Annotated in this window: 19 protein-coding genes; 8 read left to right on the plus strand and 11 right to left on the minus strand. The window is 46.8% G+C overall.

Annotated elements, in window-relative coordinates:
- Positions 1-27: 27 nt before the first annotated feature.
- The 3 genes from E4K71_RS04125 to E4K71_RS04135 form a co-directional block, all read right to left on the minus strand.
- Positions 28-393: a hypothetical protein gene (locus E4K71_RS04125; RefSeq protein ID WP_135076983.1), complete on the minus strand. Its 366-nt coding sequence runs from the start codon at positions 391-393 to the stop codon at positions 28-30.
- A gap of 422 nt (positions 394-815) precedes the next feature.
- A complete protein-coding gene (locus tag E4K71_RS04130; RefSeq protein ID WP_135076986.1) occupies positions 816-3,953 on the minus strand; it encodes an efflux RND transporter permease subunit in 3,138 nt (1,045 codons plus the stop codon).
- Between the two features lie 3 nt (positions 3,954-3,956).
- Positions 3,957-5,027, minus strand: a complete 1,071-nt coding sequence (locus E4K71_RS04135; protein ID WP_135076988.1) for an efflux RND transporter periplasmic adaptor subunit — start codon at positions 5,025-5,027, stop codon at positions 3,957-3,959.
- Positions 5,028-5,167: 140 nt separating this feature from the next.
- Between E4K71_RS04135 and E4K71_RS04140 the strand changes: the two genes are divergently transcribed.
- The 5 genes from E4K71_RS04140 to E4K71_RS04160 all read left to right on the plus strand — a co-directional run bounded on the left by E4K71_RS04140 (position 5,168) and on the right by E4K71_RS04160 (position 11,066).
- Positions 5,168-5,698 (plus strand): GNAT family N-acetyltransferase, encoded by a 531-nt coding sequence (locus E4K71_RS04140; protein WP_240796871.1) that lies wholly within the window; start codon positions 5,168-5,170, stop codon positions 5,696-5,698.
- A gap of 10 nt (positions 5,699-5,708) precedes the next feature.
- The gene (locus tag E4K71_RS04145) at positions 5,709-6,149 is read left to right on the plus strand and encodes an Rrf2 family transcriptional regulator (RefSeq protein WP_135076991.1); all 441 of its coding nucleotides are present in this window, start codon (positions 5,709-5,711) and stop codon (positions 6,147-6,149) included.
- Between the two features lie 397 nt (positions 6,150-6,546).
- Entirely contained in the window at positions 6,547-10,014 is a 3,468-nt protein-coding gene (locus E4K71_RS04150) for an EAL domain-containing protein (RefSeq protein ID WP_135076994.1), read from the plus strand.
- Positions 10,015-10,053: 39 nt separating this feature from the next.
- Positions 10,054-10,569: an HAD-IA family hydrolase gene (locus E4K71_RS04155; protein WP_206201955.1), complete on the plus strand. Its 516-nt coding sequence runs from the start codon at positions 10,054-10,056 to the stop codon at positions 10,567-10,569.
- A gap of 158 nt (positions 10,570-10,727) precedes the next feature.
- On the plus strand, positions 10,728-11,066 hold the full coding sequence (locus E4K71_RS04160; RefSeq protein WP_135076997.1) for a hypothetical protein: 339 nt from the start codon (positions 10,728-10,730) through the stop codon (positions 11,064-11,066).
- Positions 11,067-11,079: 13 nt separating this feature from the next.
- Here the strand turns inward: E4K71_RS04160 and E4K71_RS04165 are convergent, their stop codons facing one another.
- On the minus strand, positions 11,080-11,475 hold the full coding sequence (locus tag E4K71_RS04165; protein WP_167730270.1) for a hemerythrin family protein: 396 nt from the start codon (positions 11,473-11,475) through the stop codon (positions 11,080-11,082).
- Positions 11,476-11,650: 175 nt separating this feature from the next.
- Entirely contained in the window at positions 11,651-13,093 is a 1,443-nt protein-coding gene (gene ccoG / locus E4K71_RS04170) for a cytochrome c oxidase accessory protein CcoG (protein WP_135077003.1), read from the minus strand.
- 139 nt (positions 13,094-13,232) lie between these two features.
- Here ccoG and E4K71_RS04175 point away from each other — a divergent pair, with 139 nt between their 5' ends.
- The 3 genes from E4K71_RS04175 (at position 13,233) to E4K71_RS04185 (ending at position 15,506) form a co-directional block, all read left to right on the plus strand.
- A complete protein-coding gene (locus tag E4K71_RS04175) occupies positions 13,233-14,624 on the plus strand; it encodes a PLP-dependent aminotransferase family protein (RefSeq protein ID WP_135077006.1) in 1,392 nt (463 codons plus the stop codon).
- A gap of 37 nt (positions 14,625-14,661) precedes the next feature.
- Positions 14,662-15,078, plus strand: a complete 417-nt coding sequence (locus E4K71_RS04180; protein WP_135077009.1) for a GNAT family N-acetyltransferase — start codon at positions 14,662-14,664, stop codon at positions 15,076-15,078.
- Between the two features lie 101 nt (positions 15,079-15,179).
- A complete protein-coding gene (locus E4K71_RS04185; RefSeq protein WP_135077012.1) occupies positions 15,180-15,506 on the plus strand; it encodes a gamma-glutamylcyclotransferase family protein in 327 nt (108 codons plus the stop codon).
- Positions 15,507-15,603: 97 nt separating this feature from the next.
- On the opposite strand, the gene rpsI is transcribed toward E4K71_RS04185, so the two are convergent.
- The 6 genes from rpsI to E4K71_RS04215 form a co-directional block, all read right to left on the minus strand.
- Positions 15,604-16,095, minus strand: a complete 492-nt coding sequence (rpsI, locus tag E4K71_RS04190; RefSeq protein ID WP_135077015.1) for a 30S ribosomal protein S9 — start codon at positions 16,093-16,095, stop codon at positions 15,604-15,606.
- Positions 16,096-16,097: 2 nt separating this feature from the next.
- Entirely contained in the window at positions 16,098-16,562 is a 465-nt protein-coding gene (rplM, locus tag E4K71_RS04195) for a 50S ribosomal protein L13 (RefSeq protein ID WP_135077018.1), read from the minus strand.
- Between the two features lie 251 nt (positions 16,563-16,813).
- Positions 16,814-17,440, minus strand: a complete 627-nt coding sequence (locus E4K71_RS04200; RefSeq protein ID WP_135077021.1) for an AEC family transporter — start codon at positions 17,438-17,440, stop codon at positions 16,814-16,816.
- A gap of 256 nt (positions 17,441-17,696) precedes the next feature.
- Positions 17,697-18,014 (minus strand): AEC family transporter, encoded by a 318-nt coding sequence (locus E4K71_RS04205; protein WP_135077024.1) that lies wholly within the window; start codon positions 18,012-18,014, stop codon positions 17,697-17,699.
- 38 nt (positions 18,015-18,052) lie between these two features.
- A complete protein-coding gene (locus E4K71_RS04210; protein ID WP_135077026.1) occupies positions 18,053-18,253 on the minus strand; it encodes a hypothetical protein in 201 nt (66 codons plus the stop codon).
- Between the two features lie 71 nt (positions 18,254-18,324).
- A complete protein-coding gene (locus tag E4K71_RS04215) occupies positions 18,325-19,146 on the minus strand; it encodes a transporter substrate-binding domain-containing protein (protein WP_135077028.1) in 822 nt (273 codons plus the stop codon).
- Between the last annotated feature and the right edge of the window lie 22 nt (positions 19,147-19,168).

A 19,168-nucleotide genomic window follows, 5' to 3' on the forward strand; every position in this document is an offset into this window, starting at 1 on the left:
ACATCTACAGGCGAAAGTTTTGATGGATTAGTGAACTGAGCAGCCTTCCGGCGTTGTTTCATCAAAAATGCTCGCCGTAAATTCATATGTGTCCTGGTCAATACGAATTCCAGAAATTTCTGGATAACGCGCTGCCATCCACAATACATATTTGGCGACAGAGGTACCGTTTTCTTCAGCAATCGCATCACGGATCAGCTGGGCAACAACGCCAAGGCGGTTTTGATGGTCAAGGAAATGGGTCGGGCCGAACCATTTATCTGAAAATTTGCGGACTTCACCGTCAATGGTATCGGCATGTTCGCGTGCAAATTCTTCCAGCACGTCTGCCTCAAATTGAACAGGGTAGGGAGCGCCATTCATGGCAATCATAAAAGACAAATCGGAATACATATTGCCCTCCAGCTCGTTATACGCTTTACACCCATAAACTGTACGTTTTTGGCAGAATATAGCAAATGTGCATAAGAGTTAGGTGAAATGCGACATTTTGCTTCCTTAGTACTATGGGGAAATACCTATGTTGCCCTGTTTTTAGACTGGTTCTACCCAAGATTACTTAAGGTGTAGAGAGGTGTTTTTCACAGCTAACTGGAGAGGAATTGTATATTACCTTTTGTTTTAATTACGTTTATTTGATTTTACGGTAAGCTTTTCCAATATTTTTAGTACAGTTTTGTTTTGTCTTTTTGAATATAAAATCACCTTCTGATGGATGCTATCTATGAAGTAATACGAAAGGATTAAATCCTGATATGGTGCTATTTAGAGTTGGTTTTCGAGCATTTTTTTGCGCATTACAAGCTTTTGGTTCATCACTTTTGTGATGATTTTTTTCTATTTTTATACCATTCCTGCACATTTGCCCGCACCATCAAGGCGCATGGCGTGACGACAAGGGTTAAAATTGTTGCAAAACCAAGGCCGAAAACAATAGCTGTGGACAGTTGAACCCACCATTGGGTTGAGGGTGCCCCTGAACTGATTTCCCGGGTAAAAAAGTCGATGTTGAGCTGCATCACCATCGGCAGCAGGCCCAGCATGGTTGTGACGGTGGTCAGCAGCACCGGGCGCATACGTTGTGCCCCGGTCAGGACGATGGCATCAAAAACAGTGCCTGTTTCGTGTTTTAAGCGATCAAATGTATCAATTAAAACGATGTTGTTATTCACAACAATCCCAGCCAGTGCAATCACGCCAATCCCGCCCATGACAATCCCAAAAGGCTGGCCTGTGATCAGTAGGCCGATGAAAACCCCGATGGTGGACATAATCACAGCCGACAGGATGAGAAAGGCGCTATAGAAACTGTTGAACTGGGTTACAAGAATGATTGCCATAATAAACAGGGCAACCCCGAAGGCTTTACTTAAGAAAGCTTCGGCCTTGCGCTGTTCTTCATCTTCGCCCTTAAATTCAACCTTGATGCGCGGGTCAATCTTTTGTGTTTTCAGCCAGTCTTTAATTTCCTTGAGCTTGGCATCCACATTCACACCGGGCAAGACATCAGCCTTGACCGCCATGACGCGAAAACCATCGACGCGATTGACATTGCCTACACGCGGTTCAGCCGTGGTTTGGACAAAGGTGCTAATCGGTACACTGCCTGCTTCAGAATTGATGCGGATGTCTTCCAGCTGGTCAATGGTGCGATCAGCAATGGGAAAACGGGCGCGAATTTCAACTTCATCATCAGTGTCATCAGGGCGATATTCCCCAAGTTTCAGACCTGTGGTGGTCATTTGAATGAAATTGCCCACCAGACCGATATCTGCACCGAACTTTGCGGCTTGTGCCCGGTCTACTTTCAATTCCCAGTCAATACCGGGCAGGGGGCGGGAGTCTTCAAAATTCATCATCCCGTCCATTTGTTCCAATCCGGTACGAATGGTCGCAATGGCTGCGGGCAGGAGGTCTGTATAACGTGACGACAGCTGAATATTGACCGGCTTGCCTGTCGGGGGGCCTTCTTCCTGTTTGCGAAAATCAATTTCGATACCGGGGATATCGGCTGTGCGCTTGGCAATGTCGGCCAGAATTTCATTGGCGGGACGGCGGTCCTGCCAGTCTTTAAATTCAAGAGAGACGGAACCAATGATATCTTCGGCTTCTTCGCTGTTTTGTTCTTTGCCAATACGGGTATAGACGGTTTTAAATTCCGTCATGGGGAGAATGCGGGCTTCCACAAGCTCGACAATTTCTTTTTGTTCCCAGACAGACAGGTTGCCGCGTGCGCGTACGTTTACCTTGGCGTTTTCAGGTTCAACTTCAGGGAAGAATTCGACACCTTTACCAAAGTTGCCATAGACGACCTGAACTAAAACCAGCACAGCCACCGCTCCGCCCAAAATTTTGGCCGGGTGGCGCAGGGCCTTTTGCAGGAGGTGGACATAGCGTCCGGTCAGGCCGGAAAGCTTGCTCAGGTCAGTTTCCTTATCCGGTGCAATTTCGCTTAAGTCGGGCACAGCCTGTGAGGCTTTCCCAAATAAAGAGCCAAGGGTGGGGACAAAAACCAGGGCCATGAGCAAAGAGGCCGATAAGGTTGCAATCAAGGTGATGGGCAGGAACTTCATGAATTCCCCGACAATGCCCGGCCAGAAAAGAAGAGGGAGAAAGGCTGCCAATGTCGTGGCGGTGGAGGCGGTGATCGGCCAGGCCATACGCTGGGCGGCCAGACCGTAGGCTTTACGGCGATGCAAGCCTTCAATCATTTTACGATCAGCATATTCTGTAACAACAACAGCCCCGTCAACCAGCATGCCAACAGCCAAAATCAAGCTGAAAAGCACCACGATGTTCATGGTCATATCCAGAGCCGAAATCACCAGAATACCGGTCAGGAAGGAACCGGGAATAGCAATGCCGACCAGTCCTGCCGTACGTAGGCCAAGGGCGGCGACAACAACAACCATGACCAGCAAAATCGCGCTGAGAACGTTATTTTGCAGATCGGCCAGCATGGTGCGAATTTGGTTGGAACGATCTTGAGAATAAGAGACTTGAATATTTTCTTGCAGGGCCTGGGGCCAAAGGGAATGTTCAAGGTCCACCACACGGCGTACCCGTTCAATGGTTTCAATGATATTTTCACCTGTGCGTTTGGACACTTCCAGCGCAATGGCAGGCTTGCCGTTTACACGGGCAAAACTGGTGGCATCAACAAAGGTCCGACGTACATCGGCAATGTCCCCCAATTTCACAACCGCATCACCGTCAACTTTTAAAGGTTGGGCTTTGATGTCAAAGACACTTTCATAAAGGCCGGGCACCTTGACGGCAAAACGTCCCTTGCCCGTATCCTGGGACCCCGCAGCAACCAGTTTGTTGGACGATGTGACCATATTCATGGCTTGAGCCGGGGTCAGGCCATAGAGTTCCACGCGGGCGGGATCAATGATGATTTCCACGATTTCATCGCGATCACCGGCAATTTCGGCTTCCAGTACAGTAGGGATCGCTTCAATGGCGTCTTGCAGGTCCCGCGCCAGTTTGACCAATGTGCGTTCGGGCACTTCCCCTGCGATTGTGACGACCAGAACGGGGAACAGGCTGAAATTGACTTCATGTACGGTGGGGTCTTCGGTTTCATCAGGCAGTTCTGATTTGGCAAGGTCGACTTTTTCACGCACGTCATCCAAAGCCTTGTCAGCATCAAAGCCTGCTTCAAATTCCAGTGTGACGTTTCCCCCGCCTTCATAGCCGGTGGAGCGCATTTCCTTAACCCCTTCGATGGTGCGCAGTTCCTGTTCCAATGGGCGCAGGATAAGGCGCTCGGCATCTTCTGGTGAAATACCGTCATGGCTGGCAACGACATAGATGATGGGGATGTTAATGTCTGGATCGGACTCTTTGGGGATGGTGTTATAGGCAACAGACCCGGTAATGAGGATCAGCAGCAACGTTAAAATAACGGTGCGTGAATGACCCAGTGCTGCTTCAATTGCATTTTTCATCGCTTATTGTTCCTCAGCACTGACCAGTTGCCCGGTTTTAACATATTCCTGCCCCCGGATGATGATACGTGCACGGGCAGGAAGGCCGGATACCCAGATCCCTTTGACTGTATCTTCAATCAGGTTGACGGGGTGAAATTCAACTTGATCCGTTGCATTAACAGTCTTTACCCCAATAACACCTTGATCAGATAAGGTTAAAATGGATGGAGAGAGTAAATAAGCCGATTGTGTCCCAACTTGGAGGTGCAGCTTGGCTGTAAGACCGGCTGTGATTTCATGGTTCGGATTATCGGCTTCCATTTCTACCTTATAGGTTCGCGCTGTACTGTTGCTGGTGGAGGCAACATAGCGAATGATCCCTTCAATAGATCGACCGTTATTGAGGATCGCTGTCGCAGCTTGCCCGTCTGCAATTTTGGTAATGTGGTTTTCCGGAATGTCAGCGGCAATGACAATGGGGGAAAGGTCAACCAGTGTTGCCACAGATTGGCCGGTGGAAAGATAATCCCCCACCTCAATCATATGATCGTCCAGTTTGCCGGGAAATGGGGCCTTGATTTCAATGTGGGCAAGGTCAAGCTGGGCATTTCTAAGTTCTGCTTTGGCAGCATTCAGCAGGCTTTCGGCTTCGGCCAGTTTGGTTTGGGAACGAAAGCTTTTTTGTGAAAGCTTGCGCGAGGCTTCAAATTCAAGCTGGCGAAAACGCACAGCACTTTGTGCACTTTGTAAGCGACGGTTACGGTCATCGACTTTCAGGCGGGCAATCACATCACCTTTTTTGACAAAGGTGCCCTTTTCAATCAGCAGTTCTTTAACCTCACCAGCGGTTTGGGCTTTGATTTCAATGGTGCGGTTGGCTTGGGTTTGACCATAAATTTTAACAATGTCCCGGTGGTCTATAGCCTGTTGGGAAGAGACTAGCACATGGACTTTTTTTGGCGTTTTTTGATCCTCTAAATCCTGAATGACAGTGGTTGCATCCTCTTTAAACAGGCCCGAAAGCAGCCACAAGGAGATGGCAAGCGCAATGGAAATAGCAATCACAATGGATTTATTGATCGGTAACGTCATGGTATGTGCCCTTTTTACAACTTGTGCACTATATATCACGGTGCGTGTTAAAATTCTGTGAAGGGTTTCACAGAGAAACGAGGTTGAAAACGGAAGAGAAACAAGTTTTTTGAGAGGAGTCTTTACAAAGTGGTACCGAAATGCGTATTTTAAGAAATACGGGAAAACACAGTAGTGAAGGCATTGCCAAAGTTATGGGTAAATCGGAATTCCTTAAGGAAATGAAGGTCGATGGCGTGACCTTTATCATCCGTGATGCGGATGAAAAAGACTTGCCTGCTGTTACTGACCTGCATGCCTATAATACCGGACAGCATAAGCCTGATTACTGGGCTGAAACCTATCATCGCTATGGGGATTCCAACGAGGGCTTTTTCTATGTCTGTGAAATTGATGGTACTTTTGCAGGCTTTATCATTGGTGAAGTGCGCGCCTGGGAGTTCGGTTCAGAACCTTGTGGTTGGGTCTATACCATTGGGGTGAACCCGGAAATGCGCCTTAAGCAAGTGGGGACCCGTTTGTTTGAAACCGTCTGTGAACAGTTCCGCAAGGCAGGTGTGGGGCAGGCCCGTACCATGTTGCATCGTAAAGATAACCTGAACCTTAGTTTTTTTCGAAGCCAGGGCATGATGGGTGGTCCTTACATCGAACTTGAAATGCCGCTGGATTGAGGGACATGGTATGAAACTTCAAAAAGCGACATATTGTGCTCTTTATGCGGTTCTGGAATTGGCCCGTGATCCAGATGTACAGCTTTCCGCAACAGATATTGCTGAAAAATACAATATTTCCGCCAATCATTTGGCGAAGGTTTTGCGGGATCTGGGCCGGGCCGGGCTGGTTGAATCTGTCCGTGGGGCAGGCGGGGGCTATCGTTTTTCCGGTAATTTGAAACGCACCACTCTTTTTGATGTGATCCATCTTTTTGAAGATGTCGGTGGGGAAAATGAGCGCAGCCGTGATGCGCAGGCCGATACAGATATTGGTAATGCACTGAATATGGTGCTGACAGAGATTGACGAGATTGCCCTTGCGACCCTTGGGTCCATTACGATTGGCACCTTGTTGAAAACCATGCGCTGGCGTAATGAACGTGCAGAGCGTGATGAGGCGAAAGCTTAGGGCGTAAACTCATAAAATAGACTTGCTTTGGTTTCCCTAAAATATAGGCAAGACAAGGCAAAGGCTTGCAGGAAGTACTTGTACTTTCAAAAGACTTTAACGCAGTAATGCCTATATTTTAGGGAAATCCCGTAAGAGACGGGATGTATTTGAGGATAGAGCTGCGTTATAAAACCCTTAAGGTGCTTGCACTTCTGCGGGGTTCATGCCTTGTCTATCCTCAAATACATCTCCGCCAAACAAGTCTATTTTATGAGTTTACGCCCTAAGAGAAAAGAGCCGTAATCTTTGGTTGCGTTATAAAAAACGTGATAAGTCCTTCAAAAACAGATAGACTATTTATATCTGAATAGGAACAGGTCTTATCGGTTTTTAACCTAAAGCTGGAGGTGCGTCTATGATCGCGGCCCCATCTGAACATGGGCAGTCAAAGAAAAGGCTCTATCTGCGATCTTTCGCAGCGCTGGTTTTTGGGTTATCGCTTACAGGTTTACTCAGTTATTATGTCTTGCAGCTTCAATTTGAACAGGGACAAAAAAGACGTGAGGTGTTGTCCAATGAATATGTTCAGGCTTTTGCTGCGGAGCTGAAAAAAAGCTCAAACCTTCTGGTGCCAATAGCCGGTCAATTTTTCGTTGAGGCTGAACAGCCTGAAAAAGAGGATATTCGCGCTGCGTTACAACGGGTGAAGCCCTTGTTGGCTGGGTTAACGCTTCAAGACGGCTACCGGCATCTTGCCTGGGCTCCTTTATGGATGGAGAGAGAAGAGGGCCTTTATGATGATATTGTCACCTTAAATGCTTTAGACCAACAGCACACAGGGGACTTTATTTGGGACCATCAGGCCAAGTGGCAGTCCAGTATTGCAAAACCCGAAATTCAGGATAGTGTTGTTTTTGGACTGGATGTCGTTGAAGAGCAGGGGACGGCCTATCTTGTGGTTGGACAGCCTTTTTTCCAAAAAGCCAGCATGCTCCACAAATCTGGCTCTGGGACGCTGCAACCCGAAGGGTATTTGCTGGGGTGGCTGGACCTGTCACGTATTATGCGTAAAAGCTGGGATGGTTTCAGGGCACCGAATAATCTGATTTACCTTAAGCTTGAAGGAAAGCAGGGCCAAGACGTCTATATTGCCTATCAATCCGGTCTGGTGGAAAGAACGGATGGTCATAACCTCCATGAAGCGGCATCTTTCAGACAGCATGTCTCTTTTGGTACAGCCGGATTTCATATGGAGCTTTCCCTTGTGGCTTTGCAGGATAAGGACCAAGGGGTTTTGCATGACTTACACTGGATTGTTTTGTTGGTTGGTGTTGGCACAACCCTTTTATGGTGCGTGTTACTGGCCTTTATGGGGCGTCATAAGCACGAGCGCGATGCTTCGCGTAATTCCCTTGAAAGTTATAACCTGCAACTGGAACAAGAAGCCAAGCAACGCCGCATGATCGAAGGCGTGTTGCGGATGAATGAAGCGCGCTGGCATTATGTGGTGGACAATTTGCCGATTGCTCTGTTTGCGCTGGATGGACAAGGGGTTTTTACGCTGGGGGAAGGGCGTGGACTGGCGGCTTTGGGCATGGACAGTGAAACGATTGAAGGCCAAACGGCTTTTGATGTGTTTAAGGGCCATCCTGATATTCTTAATTGTTGCCGTGAATGTTTGTCTGGCGAAGAACGCCGGGCGATTTTTGCCATTAACCGTCACTGGATTGAGATGCGTTTCTCACCGGTTTTAAAGGCCCCGGATGAATATGATGGTTTGATCTGTGTGGCGATTGATGTCACCGAAGAACAATATACCCAGCAAAACCTGGATAAAGCCAACCTTCATCTGCGCAGTTTGCTGGATAATATGCCGGTTGGGGTCGTGTTCGTGCGTGACGGGGTTATTCAATGGTGTTCGTCTCAACTTGAAGCCATGTTTGGTTTTGGGCGTGGACAGTTGGTTGGGCGCAGTCCTGAGGTCTTTTATAGCGACCCGTCCAGTTTTCAAGATGCTCTTCTCTATAGTCGCCCAAAGCTGCAGGAAAACCAGGTGGTCGAGCTGTCCCCCTTATTGCGCAGGCAAGAGGGGGAGCGTTTTCATGGCAAGTTAATTGGACGTGTTATTGACCCTAAAAATTATCAGGCCGGAAGCTTGTGGGTTGTACAGGATCTGACAAAAACGATTGCCGAAGAAAAGCAGCGTCGTTTATCCAAAACCGTTTTCGATAATGTGATGGAAGGGGTGATGGTCTCGGATGCACAAAACCGTATTGTCTTTGTCAATCAGGCTTTTCAAAGCATCACAGGGTATCAAGAAGAGGAAATTTTAGGTCATAACCCGTCTTTGCTCAGTTCCGGTAAGCATGATCATGAATTTTATCAGGCCATGTGGGGCTGTCTTGAAACAGACGGGCGTTGGTCGGGCGAGATTTGGAACCGCCGCAAAAATGGGGAAAGTTATCTGGAATGGTTAACCATTACGGCCCATAAAAATGGTGAGGGTGAGATCGAAGAATATGTGGCGGTTTTTAGCGACATTACTATTCATCGTGAAAATCAGGAACAGCTCAGTTATCAGGCAAATTATGACCATTTGACGGGATTGCCGAACAGGCGCTTGCTGAGTGACCGGTTTCAACAGGCCGCAGCAATGGCGGACCGGGAAGAAAAGCCGTTTGCGCTGGTCTATATGGATGTGGATAATTTTAAATTTTTCAATGAAAGTCTCGGGCATGGGACGGGGGATGTGATCTTAAAAGAGGTTGCGCGCCGTCTGGACCATGTTGTGCGCAGTGCAGATACCATTGCCCGTGTCAGCGGTGATGAATTTATCTTGCTGTTATTGGGGGCAGGGGATGAAGCTGCGGCAAGCCGGGCGGTGACAAATCTGTTTCATGCGTTAAAAGCTCCTTTTAAATTGAGTGGTTTACAGCAGGAAGTCAGCCTTTCAGCCAGCAGTGGCATTGCGCTTTATCCCAGTGATGGTAAGGACTTATCGGAATTAATCCGCAAGGCAGATGCCGCTCTTTACCATGCCAAGGAACATGAGCGTGGCAGCTTTATGTTCTTTACAGAAGAAATGAATGTGCGGGCACAGGAACGTGTCCGGCTGGAAAACCGTTTGCGCCATGCTTTGGAAGAAGATCAATTTTCGATGCATTACCAGCCCAAAGTGAATGCGAAAACCGGAGAGATTATCGGGGCTGAAGCTTTAATCCGCTGGGAAGATCCAGAACATGGGCTGATCGGGCCGGATAAATTCATCCCGCTGGCAGAAGAAACAGGTTTGATCCTGCCTATTGGTGAATGGGTCTTTCGAACAGTGTGTTCACAAATCCGAAAATGGAAAGAGACAGGTGTTCCAGTGGTGAATGTGGCGGTTAATCTGTCTGGGCGACAGTTTTCAAAACCTGACCTCGCACAGGAGCTGTTGAGCATCATGGCAGAAGAAGGGGTGGAACCCCATATGCTGGAAATTGAAATTACGGAAAGCTTTATTGCCTCTTCCCATGCGGCCATGACTCAATCCTTGAACGCCTTGTCAGACAAAGGGGTCAAGCTGAGTATTGATGATTTTGGGACAGGGTATTCATCTTTGAATTATCTCCATCATTTCCCGCTGGATATTATGAAAATTGACCGTTCCTTTATTAATAATATTGAGGATGGGAAGGGGGAGACATCGGAAAAGCTGGCCAAAGCGGTGATTGCCATTGCCAAAAGTATGGATTTGGAAATTGTCGGTGAAGGGGTGGAAAATAACCAGCAGCTTGAATTCCTGCGCCAAAATGGCTGTGATTACATTCAGGGCTTCTATTTTAGCAAGCCTTTGGCAGCAGCTGAGTTCGAAAAGCTTTTACTTCGTGGCACAGCGTTGTAGAGTACGTCCCAAGAAATTGATCTATAAAGGGGACTTTCGGTGTTTATTCGTGAAAAACTTTCACCGCGTGATTTCAAGGAAAAGCTGAAAACGGTCAAACTGTTGAGTTTGGATGTTGATGGCATTCTGACCGATGGCGGGCTTTATTATACCGAAACCGGTGATGAGCTGCGCAAGTTCAATGTCAAAGACGGGATGGGAATGAAATGTGCCCGTGAAGCCGGGGTTGAGCTTTGTATCATCAGTGCGAGCACAACAAATGCCATTCAGGAACGTGGTAAACGTTTGGGCATTCCTCATGTCTATACCGGGGCGAAAAACAAGATCGAGATTTTGCAAAAGATTTGCGATGAACTGGGTATCAGCCTCGATAATGTGGCTCATATGGGGGATGATTTGAACGATCTGTCCATTATGGAAAAAATCGGCACACCTATTACCGTGGCTGATGCGATTGAAGAGGTGAAAGAGCAGACCATTTACGTTACCCAAAAATGTGGTGGGCAAGGGGCTGTGCGTGAAGTCTGTGACCTTTTGGTTAAGGTGAATTCTTAAAATATCTCTGTAATCTATATGGTTATTATAGTGCTATTTAGCTCATTAAATAAGTAAGTACCCATCTTTTTTAAATGGTTTTAAAAGGCTTGTTTCTGAAACCGTGAGTGCTATAGTATGGACCAAAGGGAAGTCGTTGAATAACTACGAGAAGATGCATGACACCTGAACAGCTTGCACGTATCAAACCGAATAAAGATCGGATCATCCGTTGTCAGTTTATGAGCATTCTGGCTTATTTAGGCACACTTTGTTTTATCCCGTTAAGCGTGAGTGATGGGGACCAATATATTTTGCTTCATGCCCGTCAGGGGTTGATTTTATGGGGGCTGGAACTGTTTGCCACACCACTGTTATTTATTCCCGGTGTGGGGAAAAGCCTGTTTCTGATTATTTTTATCCCAATTGTAGGCTTGTCCTTAATGGGGATTCTGGGCGTGTTATTGCGCCGGACATGGCGTTTGCCCTTTGTCTATAGGTTATCTCTGGCGATTTAAATTTGGCTAGACCTTAGTGTGTCGTGCGAGGCCGGTTTTTGATTTCATCAATCAGGGCGTGATTATTCCACCAATCAGACAAAAGCGTTTTGATTTGGTAGAGGATATCAGGCTGGCGTTCTTCAAAGGCTTCGCAGATAGAGCAGACTTTTTGCAAGAAGGCAGAATGTTTTGCTTTTTGTATTTCAAGGTTTGAAGCACCGCGTTCTTCAAGCAGGGCTTCTTCTGCGATCAGGTGGTCAGCATATTCCACCAGTTCCCAGAGGATTTCGGTCACAAGTTCTTCGCTATAATCGTTTTCGTTTAGGTCATGTAGTTGATTATAAAGCGAGACTATTCTTTTGTTCTTTCGGTCAATTTTATCGTGGCCTGTTCTATGACGGGCATTTTGCCAAGTGATCGTTTCCATTCGTACCCCCGTACTTCCCAACATCTGATATTTTTATTCTTATTAGGAAGTATCCTAACACTGGGAATAAAAATAAAAAATCCGTAGAAACACCTTAGACAAAGGTGGCTAAAGCTATCTTTTTGTAGAGAGACTTTAGTAGTTATCCTTAGGCGGTACGGGGGCATGGTCTTCCTTACGACCCTGTGTGGAAAACTGTTTTGACAGTGATGGTTTCGCTGTTTTGTTGCCCTCGCAGTTCAAATGTAACTGGCTGGGCTGCTGTTTGAGGGGCGGAACCTTTGGCAAAAACACGTAAAGTTACGACTTGTCCTGCAGCAACTTTGATGGTGTTGTCAGTTTGTCCAAGGATTTTGAGTTCGGGCACGTACTCACCTGATGCAGAAAGTCCGAACTGTTTATCCTGATCTGATTTATTGAGAACGCGAATTGTATAGGCATTCTGGATTTGACCATTGCTCAAAGTCACAAAAAAAGGAACACGATCTTTTAACACAGTGATTTTCGTCATTTCACGAGACGAGAAGCCAAAAATGGTTAGAGAAACAGTTGTCAGCAAGATTGTCAGGTAAACGAGATTTCTTGGGCGCAACAGGCTTGTTTTTGACTTGGTAAGGGAAACAGGTATTTTGCCTGCGCGTTGATTAATATTGTGCTGAGAATCATATGAGATCAGTTTTTTCGGCAGGCCAAACTTTTCCATCACCGTGTCACAGGCATCAATACAGAGACCACAACCGATACAGCCCATCTGGTTGCCTTCCCTGATATCAATGCCTGTCGGGCAGACCTGAACGCACATGGTACAATCCACGCAATGGCCCCGATTGCTGAAATCACGATTTTTCCCCGGTTTTTGTCGTGTTTCACCCCGCCAGTCCTCATAGGTAATGACTTTGCTATGCTCATCCAGCATGACCCCCTGAAAGCGACCATAGGGGCACATGTAGAGACAAACCTGCTCACGGGCAAATCCTGCCATAAGGTAGGTCATAATCAACAGGGTGAGAAATGTGACCAGTGACCAGCCGGAGATATTTCCATTCAAGATATCTTGGGTCGTTTGAAAGGCATCTCCAAAATACCAAAGAAAGGACAAGGAGAAAAAGGCGGAAATCACAAGCCAGATACTATGCTTTAAGGTGCATTTGAACACTTTCTCAAAGGATAAGGGGGCTTTGCCAAGGCGAAGTCTTGCATTTCGATCACCTTCGATTAAAGCTTCGACTTTCACGAATAAATCTGTCCATAAGGTCTGAAAGCAGGTGAAGCCACACCATGCCCGCCCCCAGAGTGCTGCAGAGAAAAACAGGCCGATGGCTGCAAAAATCATAATACCTGTGAGGATGTAAATATCTTGCGGCCAAACCTCGATTGCAAATAGGTAAATCCGCTGTGCAGAAATATCAAACTGGACGGCCTGATCGGTCTTGCCTTCACCGCGATCCCATCTGAGGAGTGGTGTCAGGTGATAAAGAGCCAGTCCACCCCACAGGAAGCTATTTTTTAAACGGCGATAAAACCCTTTGACCGATTTGGCCTGGATTTTGGGCGGGCTGGCATAAAGCGGCCCCTTGTTTTGAGATAGAGATGTTGCTGTATTTATTGTGTCAGGCATGGAAGTTCTCCAGATCAATACAATTGATTTTGTATGGTCTGGGATACATACAAAGACCTCGGATAACAAATAATCCTAGTGAAAAAGATAAATTGTATGTAAATTCAGGCATACAATTCGTGCCGTCGGGGACTTTTGAATGCGTACAAACTGGATGCCTATAGAAATCAATGGGGTAAAGCCTGTCTATCTTACCATAGCTGATGCAATTGAGGCCGATATTGCCAGCGGTCGTTTGCACTATGGGGATAAACTGCCAACGCAACGACAATTGGCTGCTGATATAGGTGTGGATTTTACGACCATCACCCGTGCTTATGGGGAAGCACGAAAAAGAGGCTTGATTGTCGCACATGTTGGGCAAGGCACATTCGTACAAGGCCGCTTAAGTGAACAGAGTGAGCAGGAACAAGCGCCTTTAAGTGAAATTGATATGGGCATGAATATGCCACCGGTTCCGACAGATCCTGCTGTGATAACGCGGATGCATCATGAAATGAATGAAGTGACCCATCGTTTGACGACACGCTCTCTCTTTGGCTATCAACATTTTATTGGATCCCCTATTGAACGAGAGCAGGCAGCAGCTTGGGTCAGCCGTTTTTTGCCTGAGGCAAGGGCCGAACATTTGTTAATTTGTTCGGGGACACAAAGTGCGTTGCTTTCTTTGGCTTTGTTTTTGTTGCAACCGGGTGATACGGCTGCATCTGAAGCGGTTACCTATCCGGGGTTCAGTATTTTAATGCGTCAACTCGGGGTCAGGCATATCGGTCTTGAAATGGATGAAGAGGGGATTATTCCTGCCACCTTTCGCAAAGCCTGCGTTGAGAAGAAGGTTTCCGTTCTTTACTGTAATCCGACGCTTCATAACCCAACAACAACAACATGGTCGACATCACGTCGCGCTGCCATTGCCAATATTGCGCGTGAATATGATGTAAAAATTATTGAAGATGATGCGTATGGGGGACTGGCTGTATCTGCTCCACCGCCTTTGTCCACTTTTGCCCCGGAACGTTCCTATTATGTCATTGGTTTGGCAAAATGCCTCTCAAGTGCGCTTCGAATTTCTTTTCTATGTGTTCCTGATTATAGCAAGTTTCAGGCATTGGCCCTGTCCAACCGCGCAACCTCCATGATGGCTTCCCCCATAACCAAAGCAATGGCCCTGCACTTATTGACAAGCGGCTGTGCTGATTTGGTTGTGCAAGATATTTTGAAGGAAGTAAAGGTCAGGCAGAAACTGGCAAAAGACATTCTGCCCTATGGGTCTTTTAAGGCTGACCCTAATGGTTTTCAGGTCTGGTTACAGTTAAATGATCATTGGGGCTTAAATGAATTTATAGCAGCCATGGGGCAACAAGGTATTCGTCTGATTGGCGGAGATGCTTTTGTTGTGAGCGGCAAAGCCCCCAAAGCGGTTAGGGTTTGTCTGGGGGTGCCTGAAACATCCAAGAAAACCGAAAAAGCCCTCAAGGCAATTTCCCAAACATTATGCCTGTCGCTGCATGGCAATAACGCTATTGTATAAAGGTTGGTTTATAGGAAAGATACATTGGATTTATGATATGTCCCCGCTGATACAACAGATTGAAGCTCAAGATACTTACCTCATGCGTCATAAGGTTTTGTGGCCTGACCTTCCTTTGGAAGAGTGCATGCTGAAAGGCGATGATGTCGCCCTGCATTTTGGTGCATTTGTTGAAGATCACCTTATCGGTGTGTTGTCCCTATTTCCTGATAATGACCAGTCAATCAGACTGCGGAAGTTTGCAATTAGTCCAAGGTTTCAGGGGCAAGGCATTGGGCTTCTGATGTTAAAAACAGTTTTGGAAGAACTCGGGATATCTGGGAATAAATCTGTCTGGTGTGATGCCCGCGCAAATGCGGTTGATTTTTACCGCAAGGCTGGCTTTGAAATAGAAGGGAATGAGTTTTTAAAGAGGAATATCCCATATTACAAAATGTCTTGTCATTTTAGGTGAAATATCCTGCTACGGATATTCATTCTATTTCAAAATATCTTAGTTCCCTAAATTTAATCCATTTTTATACTCAAACCTCAAATTCATTGGAGGGAAACTGGATGGATAAGCTTTTTGTCTATGGAACGTTAGGTCCTGGGGGGCCAAATGAGGATGTAATGAAGAAGATAGGCGGGAAATGGATAAAGGCGATCGTAAAGGGCTGTTTGTATTCTGAAGGCTGGGGAGCTGAGATGGGATACCCTGGACTTCTTCTCGAGGAAGAAGGTGATGACATAGAGGGGCATATTTTTATTTCAGAACGTTTAGAAAAGTATTGGAGCTTTTTGGATGATTTTGAGGGTGACGGATATGAACGTATTGAAGTTTTAGCCTATTGTGAAAATGGGGAAAGAATAGCAACCTATGTCTACGCATTGAAAAGATAGATGGTTATTTCGTTCACTGAAAAGAAATGACAAAAAAACCGCAACCAAAAGGCTGCGGTTTTTTTTGTATCCGTATGTCTCGGAAGTGGTGTGAAAATCAGCGCTTGGAGAACTGGAAGGAACGGCGGGCTTTTGCTTTACCGTATTTCTTACGTTCAACAACGCGAGAGTCACGAGTAAGGAAGCCAGCGCTTTTCAGAGCCGGGCGCAGAGCCGGTTCGAAGTTGTTCAGGGCACGGGAAAGACCGTGGCGAACTGCACCGGCTTGACCGGACAGGCCACCACCAGTTACTGTTGCAACAACGTCAAACTGACCTTCACGCTCAGTTACTTCAAATACTTGGTTCAGGATCATTTGCAGAACCGGGCGTGCAAAATATTCAGCAACGTCACGGCCGTTTACAGTGATCTTACCGGAACCCGGCTTTACCCATACACGAGCAACAGCGTTTTTACGACGACCTGTGCCATATGCACGGCCTTGCGCGTCGATTTTCGGCTCAGCAGGAGCAGCAGCTTCAGCAGCCGGAGCTTCAGAACCAGTCGCTACGTCAGCGAGGTCTTCCAAAGTCTTCTTTTCTTCAGCCATGATTATGCGCTCCGTTTGTTTTTGTCATTCATGGAAGCAACGTCAAGTACTTCCGGCTTTTGAGCTTCATGCGGGTGCTCAGAACCAGCATAGACGTGCAGCTTTTTCATTTGCTGACGGCCCAGCGGGCTGCGTGTGATCATGCGCTGAACAGCTTTTTCGATTACGCGTTCCGGGTGTTCACCATCCAGAATTTGTTCTGCTGTACGCTGCTTGATCCCGCCCGGGTGACCCGTGTGCCAGTAGTACACTTTGTCAGAACGTTTGCGGCCAGTCAGTTGAACTTTCTCAGCATTGATGATGACGATGTTATCACCAGTGTCGATGTTCGGTGTGTAAGTCGGCTTGTGTTTGCCGCGCAGGTATTGCGAGACGATAGCAGCAAGACGGCCCAAAACAACGCCTTCGGCGTCGATTACGAACCACTTGCGTTCAATTTCGCTCGGCTTTGCAGTGTAAGTTTTCATGTCATTCCACTTGCATACGGATTAATAACGGTTTCTCAAACGGTGCAAAAAACACCTGCTGAGAAGGAGCGCGCATTATGTTGAATTTTACAGCGAAGTCAATAGGAAAAAATCGTTTAAAAACAGTGTATTAAAAATACGGTACTATGATACCTTTTCTGTGTGCCGCAGGAAATAATGGGGTTTGGCCCCTCTTGTAAATATAGAAAAAACAAAGAGTTATGTCGTTTGGTTTGTTATCTTGGGAAGGGCTAGGGAGCCGGAAAGAAAAGTAAAAAGGCGCTGAGGGTAAACAGCGAGATCATTGTGGTTAATAGAATCGAGTTCCCCGCGATGCGATCTCCTACGCCATATTTTGTGGCAAAGATGAAGGCATTGGCACCGCTGGGCATGGCGGCACCTAATGTCGCAATCATGGTCCATAGCGGGGATGTTTGAAGAATGTAAGTGCAGGTCAGCCAAACCCCAAGAGGCATGATCACAAGTTTGGCAAGAGTGACCAGCAGGACGGGTGTTCTGGTTTCTTCCAGTCTTAAAGCGTATCGGGCCATGCCGCCACCCACGACAAAAAGAGCGCAGGGCGGAGCGGCTTTGCTAAGCAGTTCAGTTACCCGATCAATCAAGGAAGGAAGTTCTGCTTCGCTTAATGAAAACAACCAGCCAGAGATTAAGGCGATGACCAGCGGGTTGGTTATGACACTTTTTACAGCACCAGCGATGATGACACCAATATTGGCATTGGGGTTGCGTCCGGTTTCGATCATTACGCAGGGCAGGGTAAACAGGATCATGGCGTTAAAGGTGATCAGGGTCATCAGTGGAGCAAGGGCCTGAGGCGGGTAGGCCGTTTGTACGATGGGCAGAGCGATGAGGGCCAAGTTGCCAAAACTTGCTGAAATTCCAGTAACGATACTGCGCTCATAACCTACAGCTCTTTTCTCTAAATCTGACCCGTTTCATGGAGCCTTAATCTGTGCTTGAGTTAGGAAAATTGTGCAAAGCGATGCGGGGCATCGGTTAAGCAAATTGACGCGACACAAGCACAGATAAGGCCCACCGGAGGCGTTTATCTCAAACAATGTGGAGGGCGGCACCTTCCATTTGCGGTGAATAACACCGCTGCATGCAAGGTTTCTACCCACATTGTTTGAGATAAACGTGAAAGCAAGTCAGATTTAGAGAAAAGAGCTGTATTTTGCGCATAAGGACATAGGTTCCCAGTAAAATCGTAACCCCCATGCCGTAATAAGACAGGAGAATAGAGAGTTCCAGACGTTGGGTCATGACCCCGCTGGCAGAGGTGCGAAATAACAGGGAGGGAACAGCAAGATAGAAGATAAAGCGCGTCAGGTCATCAACGCCGCTTTGGCTGAATAAGCCACGCTTGACCATGAAATAGCCAAGGCCAATGAGGGCAAAAACGGGAAGAATAACATTCAGGACCTGATACATGGTGGCTGTACAGGTCCCGTTAGCTTTTTAAAATGTGCTTAAACAACAATATCAATCTTATGGGCCGAAACGGCTTGTGCAGAGGCCGCTTTTGCCTGATCGGCAGCTTGCTGGCTCAGTTGTTGTGCGGCTTGGGTATTGCTTTTTACAGCTTGCTTCACCATGGCGACAGAGCTGTCTTGTTTTTGCGAGGCTTGGGTCATGCCAACGCTATATGCGGCTAATCCTGTAATATCCATAGCGTCCTCTTTTGGTTACTCAACAGGAAAAGAGTATAGCAAGTTTTTGGCCCTTCGACAAGGTTTACCCCTTAATTCGGGTGTAGGGCATACTTCTTTAGTAAGCCTGTGTAAGCTTTCGTTTGTTTGAAACTTCGGATGTTTTCCCAATAGGCTTCGCAGAATTGAGGGTACTGTTTGTAAAACTCATGGCTGAACACAAGGTAATATGGCTTTGTGCGAACGGGGGGCTCAAGCTTTTCAATAAGCTGTGCATATTGGGGATGGGTGGCGAGATAACGATCACCCATGCCTTCCAGTTCGGCGTAGGCAATGATGCGGTCTGAGAGTAATTTCTTGATGTTTTTTTCAGAGTTATGGGTTTCTTCAATAGTCGCCTGATGGGCTTTTAAGTCACTGGCGATGGAATAGCCTAGCTTAATCCCAATGTTTTTTTGACCGGAATGAAAGTCAAAGCTTTTTCCTGTCCATGTGAAATGGTTGGTGCCTTTTTTGACATATAAAACATACCTTTGGACCATCAATGCTTTTGATGTATCGACTGAATGGTCTGGCAGGGATGGGTAGCGGGCAAATTTTGTACGTTTTTTTTGAAAGCTGGCATCAAATAAACCATTGATGGAATTGTCTGTTAAAGAGGCAATTGCCCGTTTCCACGGGAGCCTGAGAAATTCCAACGTTACATTTTGTTGATTTGCGACTTGTTTTAAAAGCTCGACGGTCAGGCCGGGGTTTTCCTGTGGGACCTGATGACCAGTACCTAGGTAATAGGGGGGATTTTCTATCGGTTCATAGCCGATGATGATTTTTGTCGGTTTTTCGGCATGGCTAACGGATAGATTGAGGGTGAGGGCAATGAATAATAAGAGGAATACCCTCAGGATATAATTCATTTACACTCTCCGCATCATCCTT

It is taken from the genome of Terasakiella sp. SH-1 (assembly GCF_004564135.1).
Lineage (GTDB): Bacteria > Pseudomonadota > Alphaproteobacteria > Rhodospirillales > Terasakiellaceae > Terasakiella.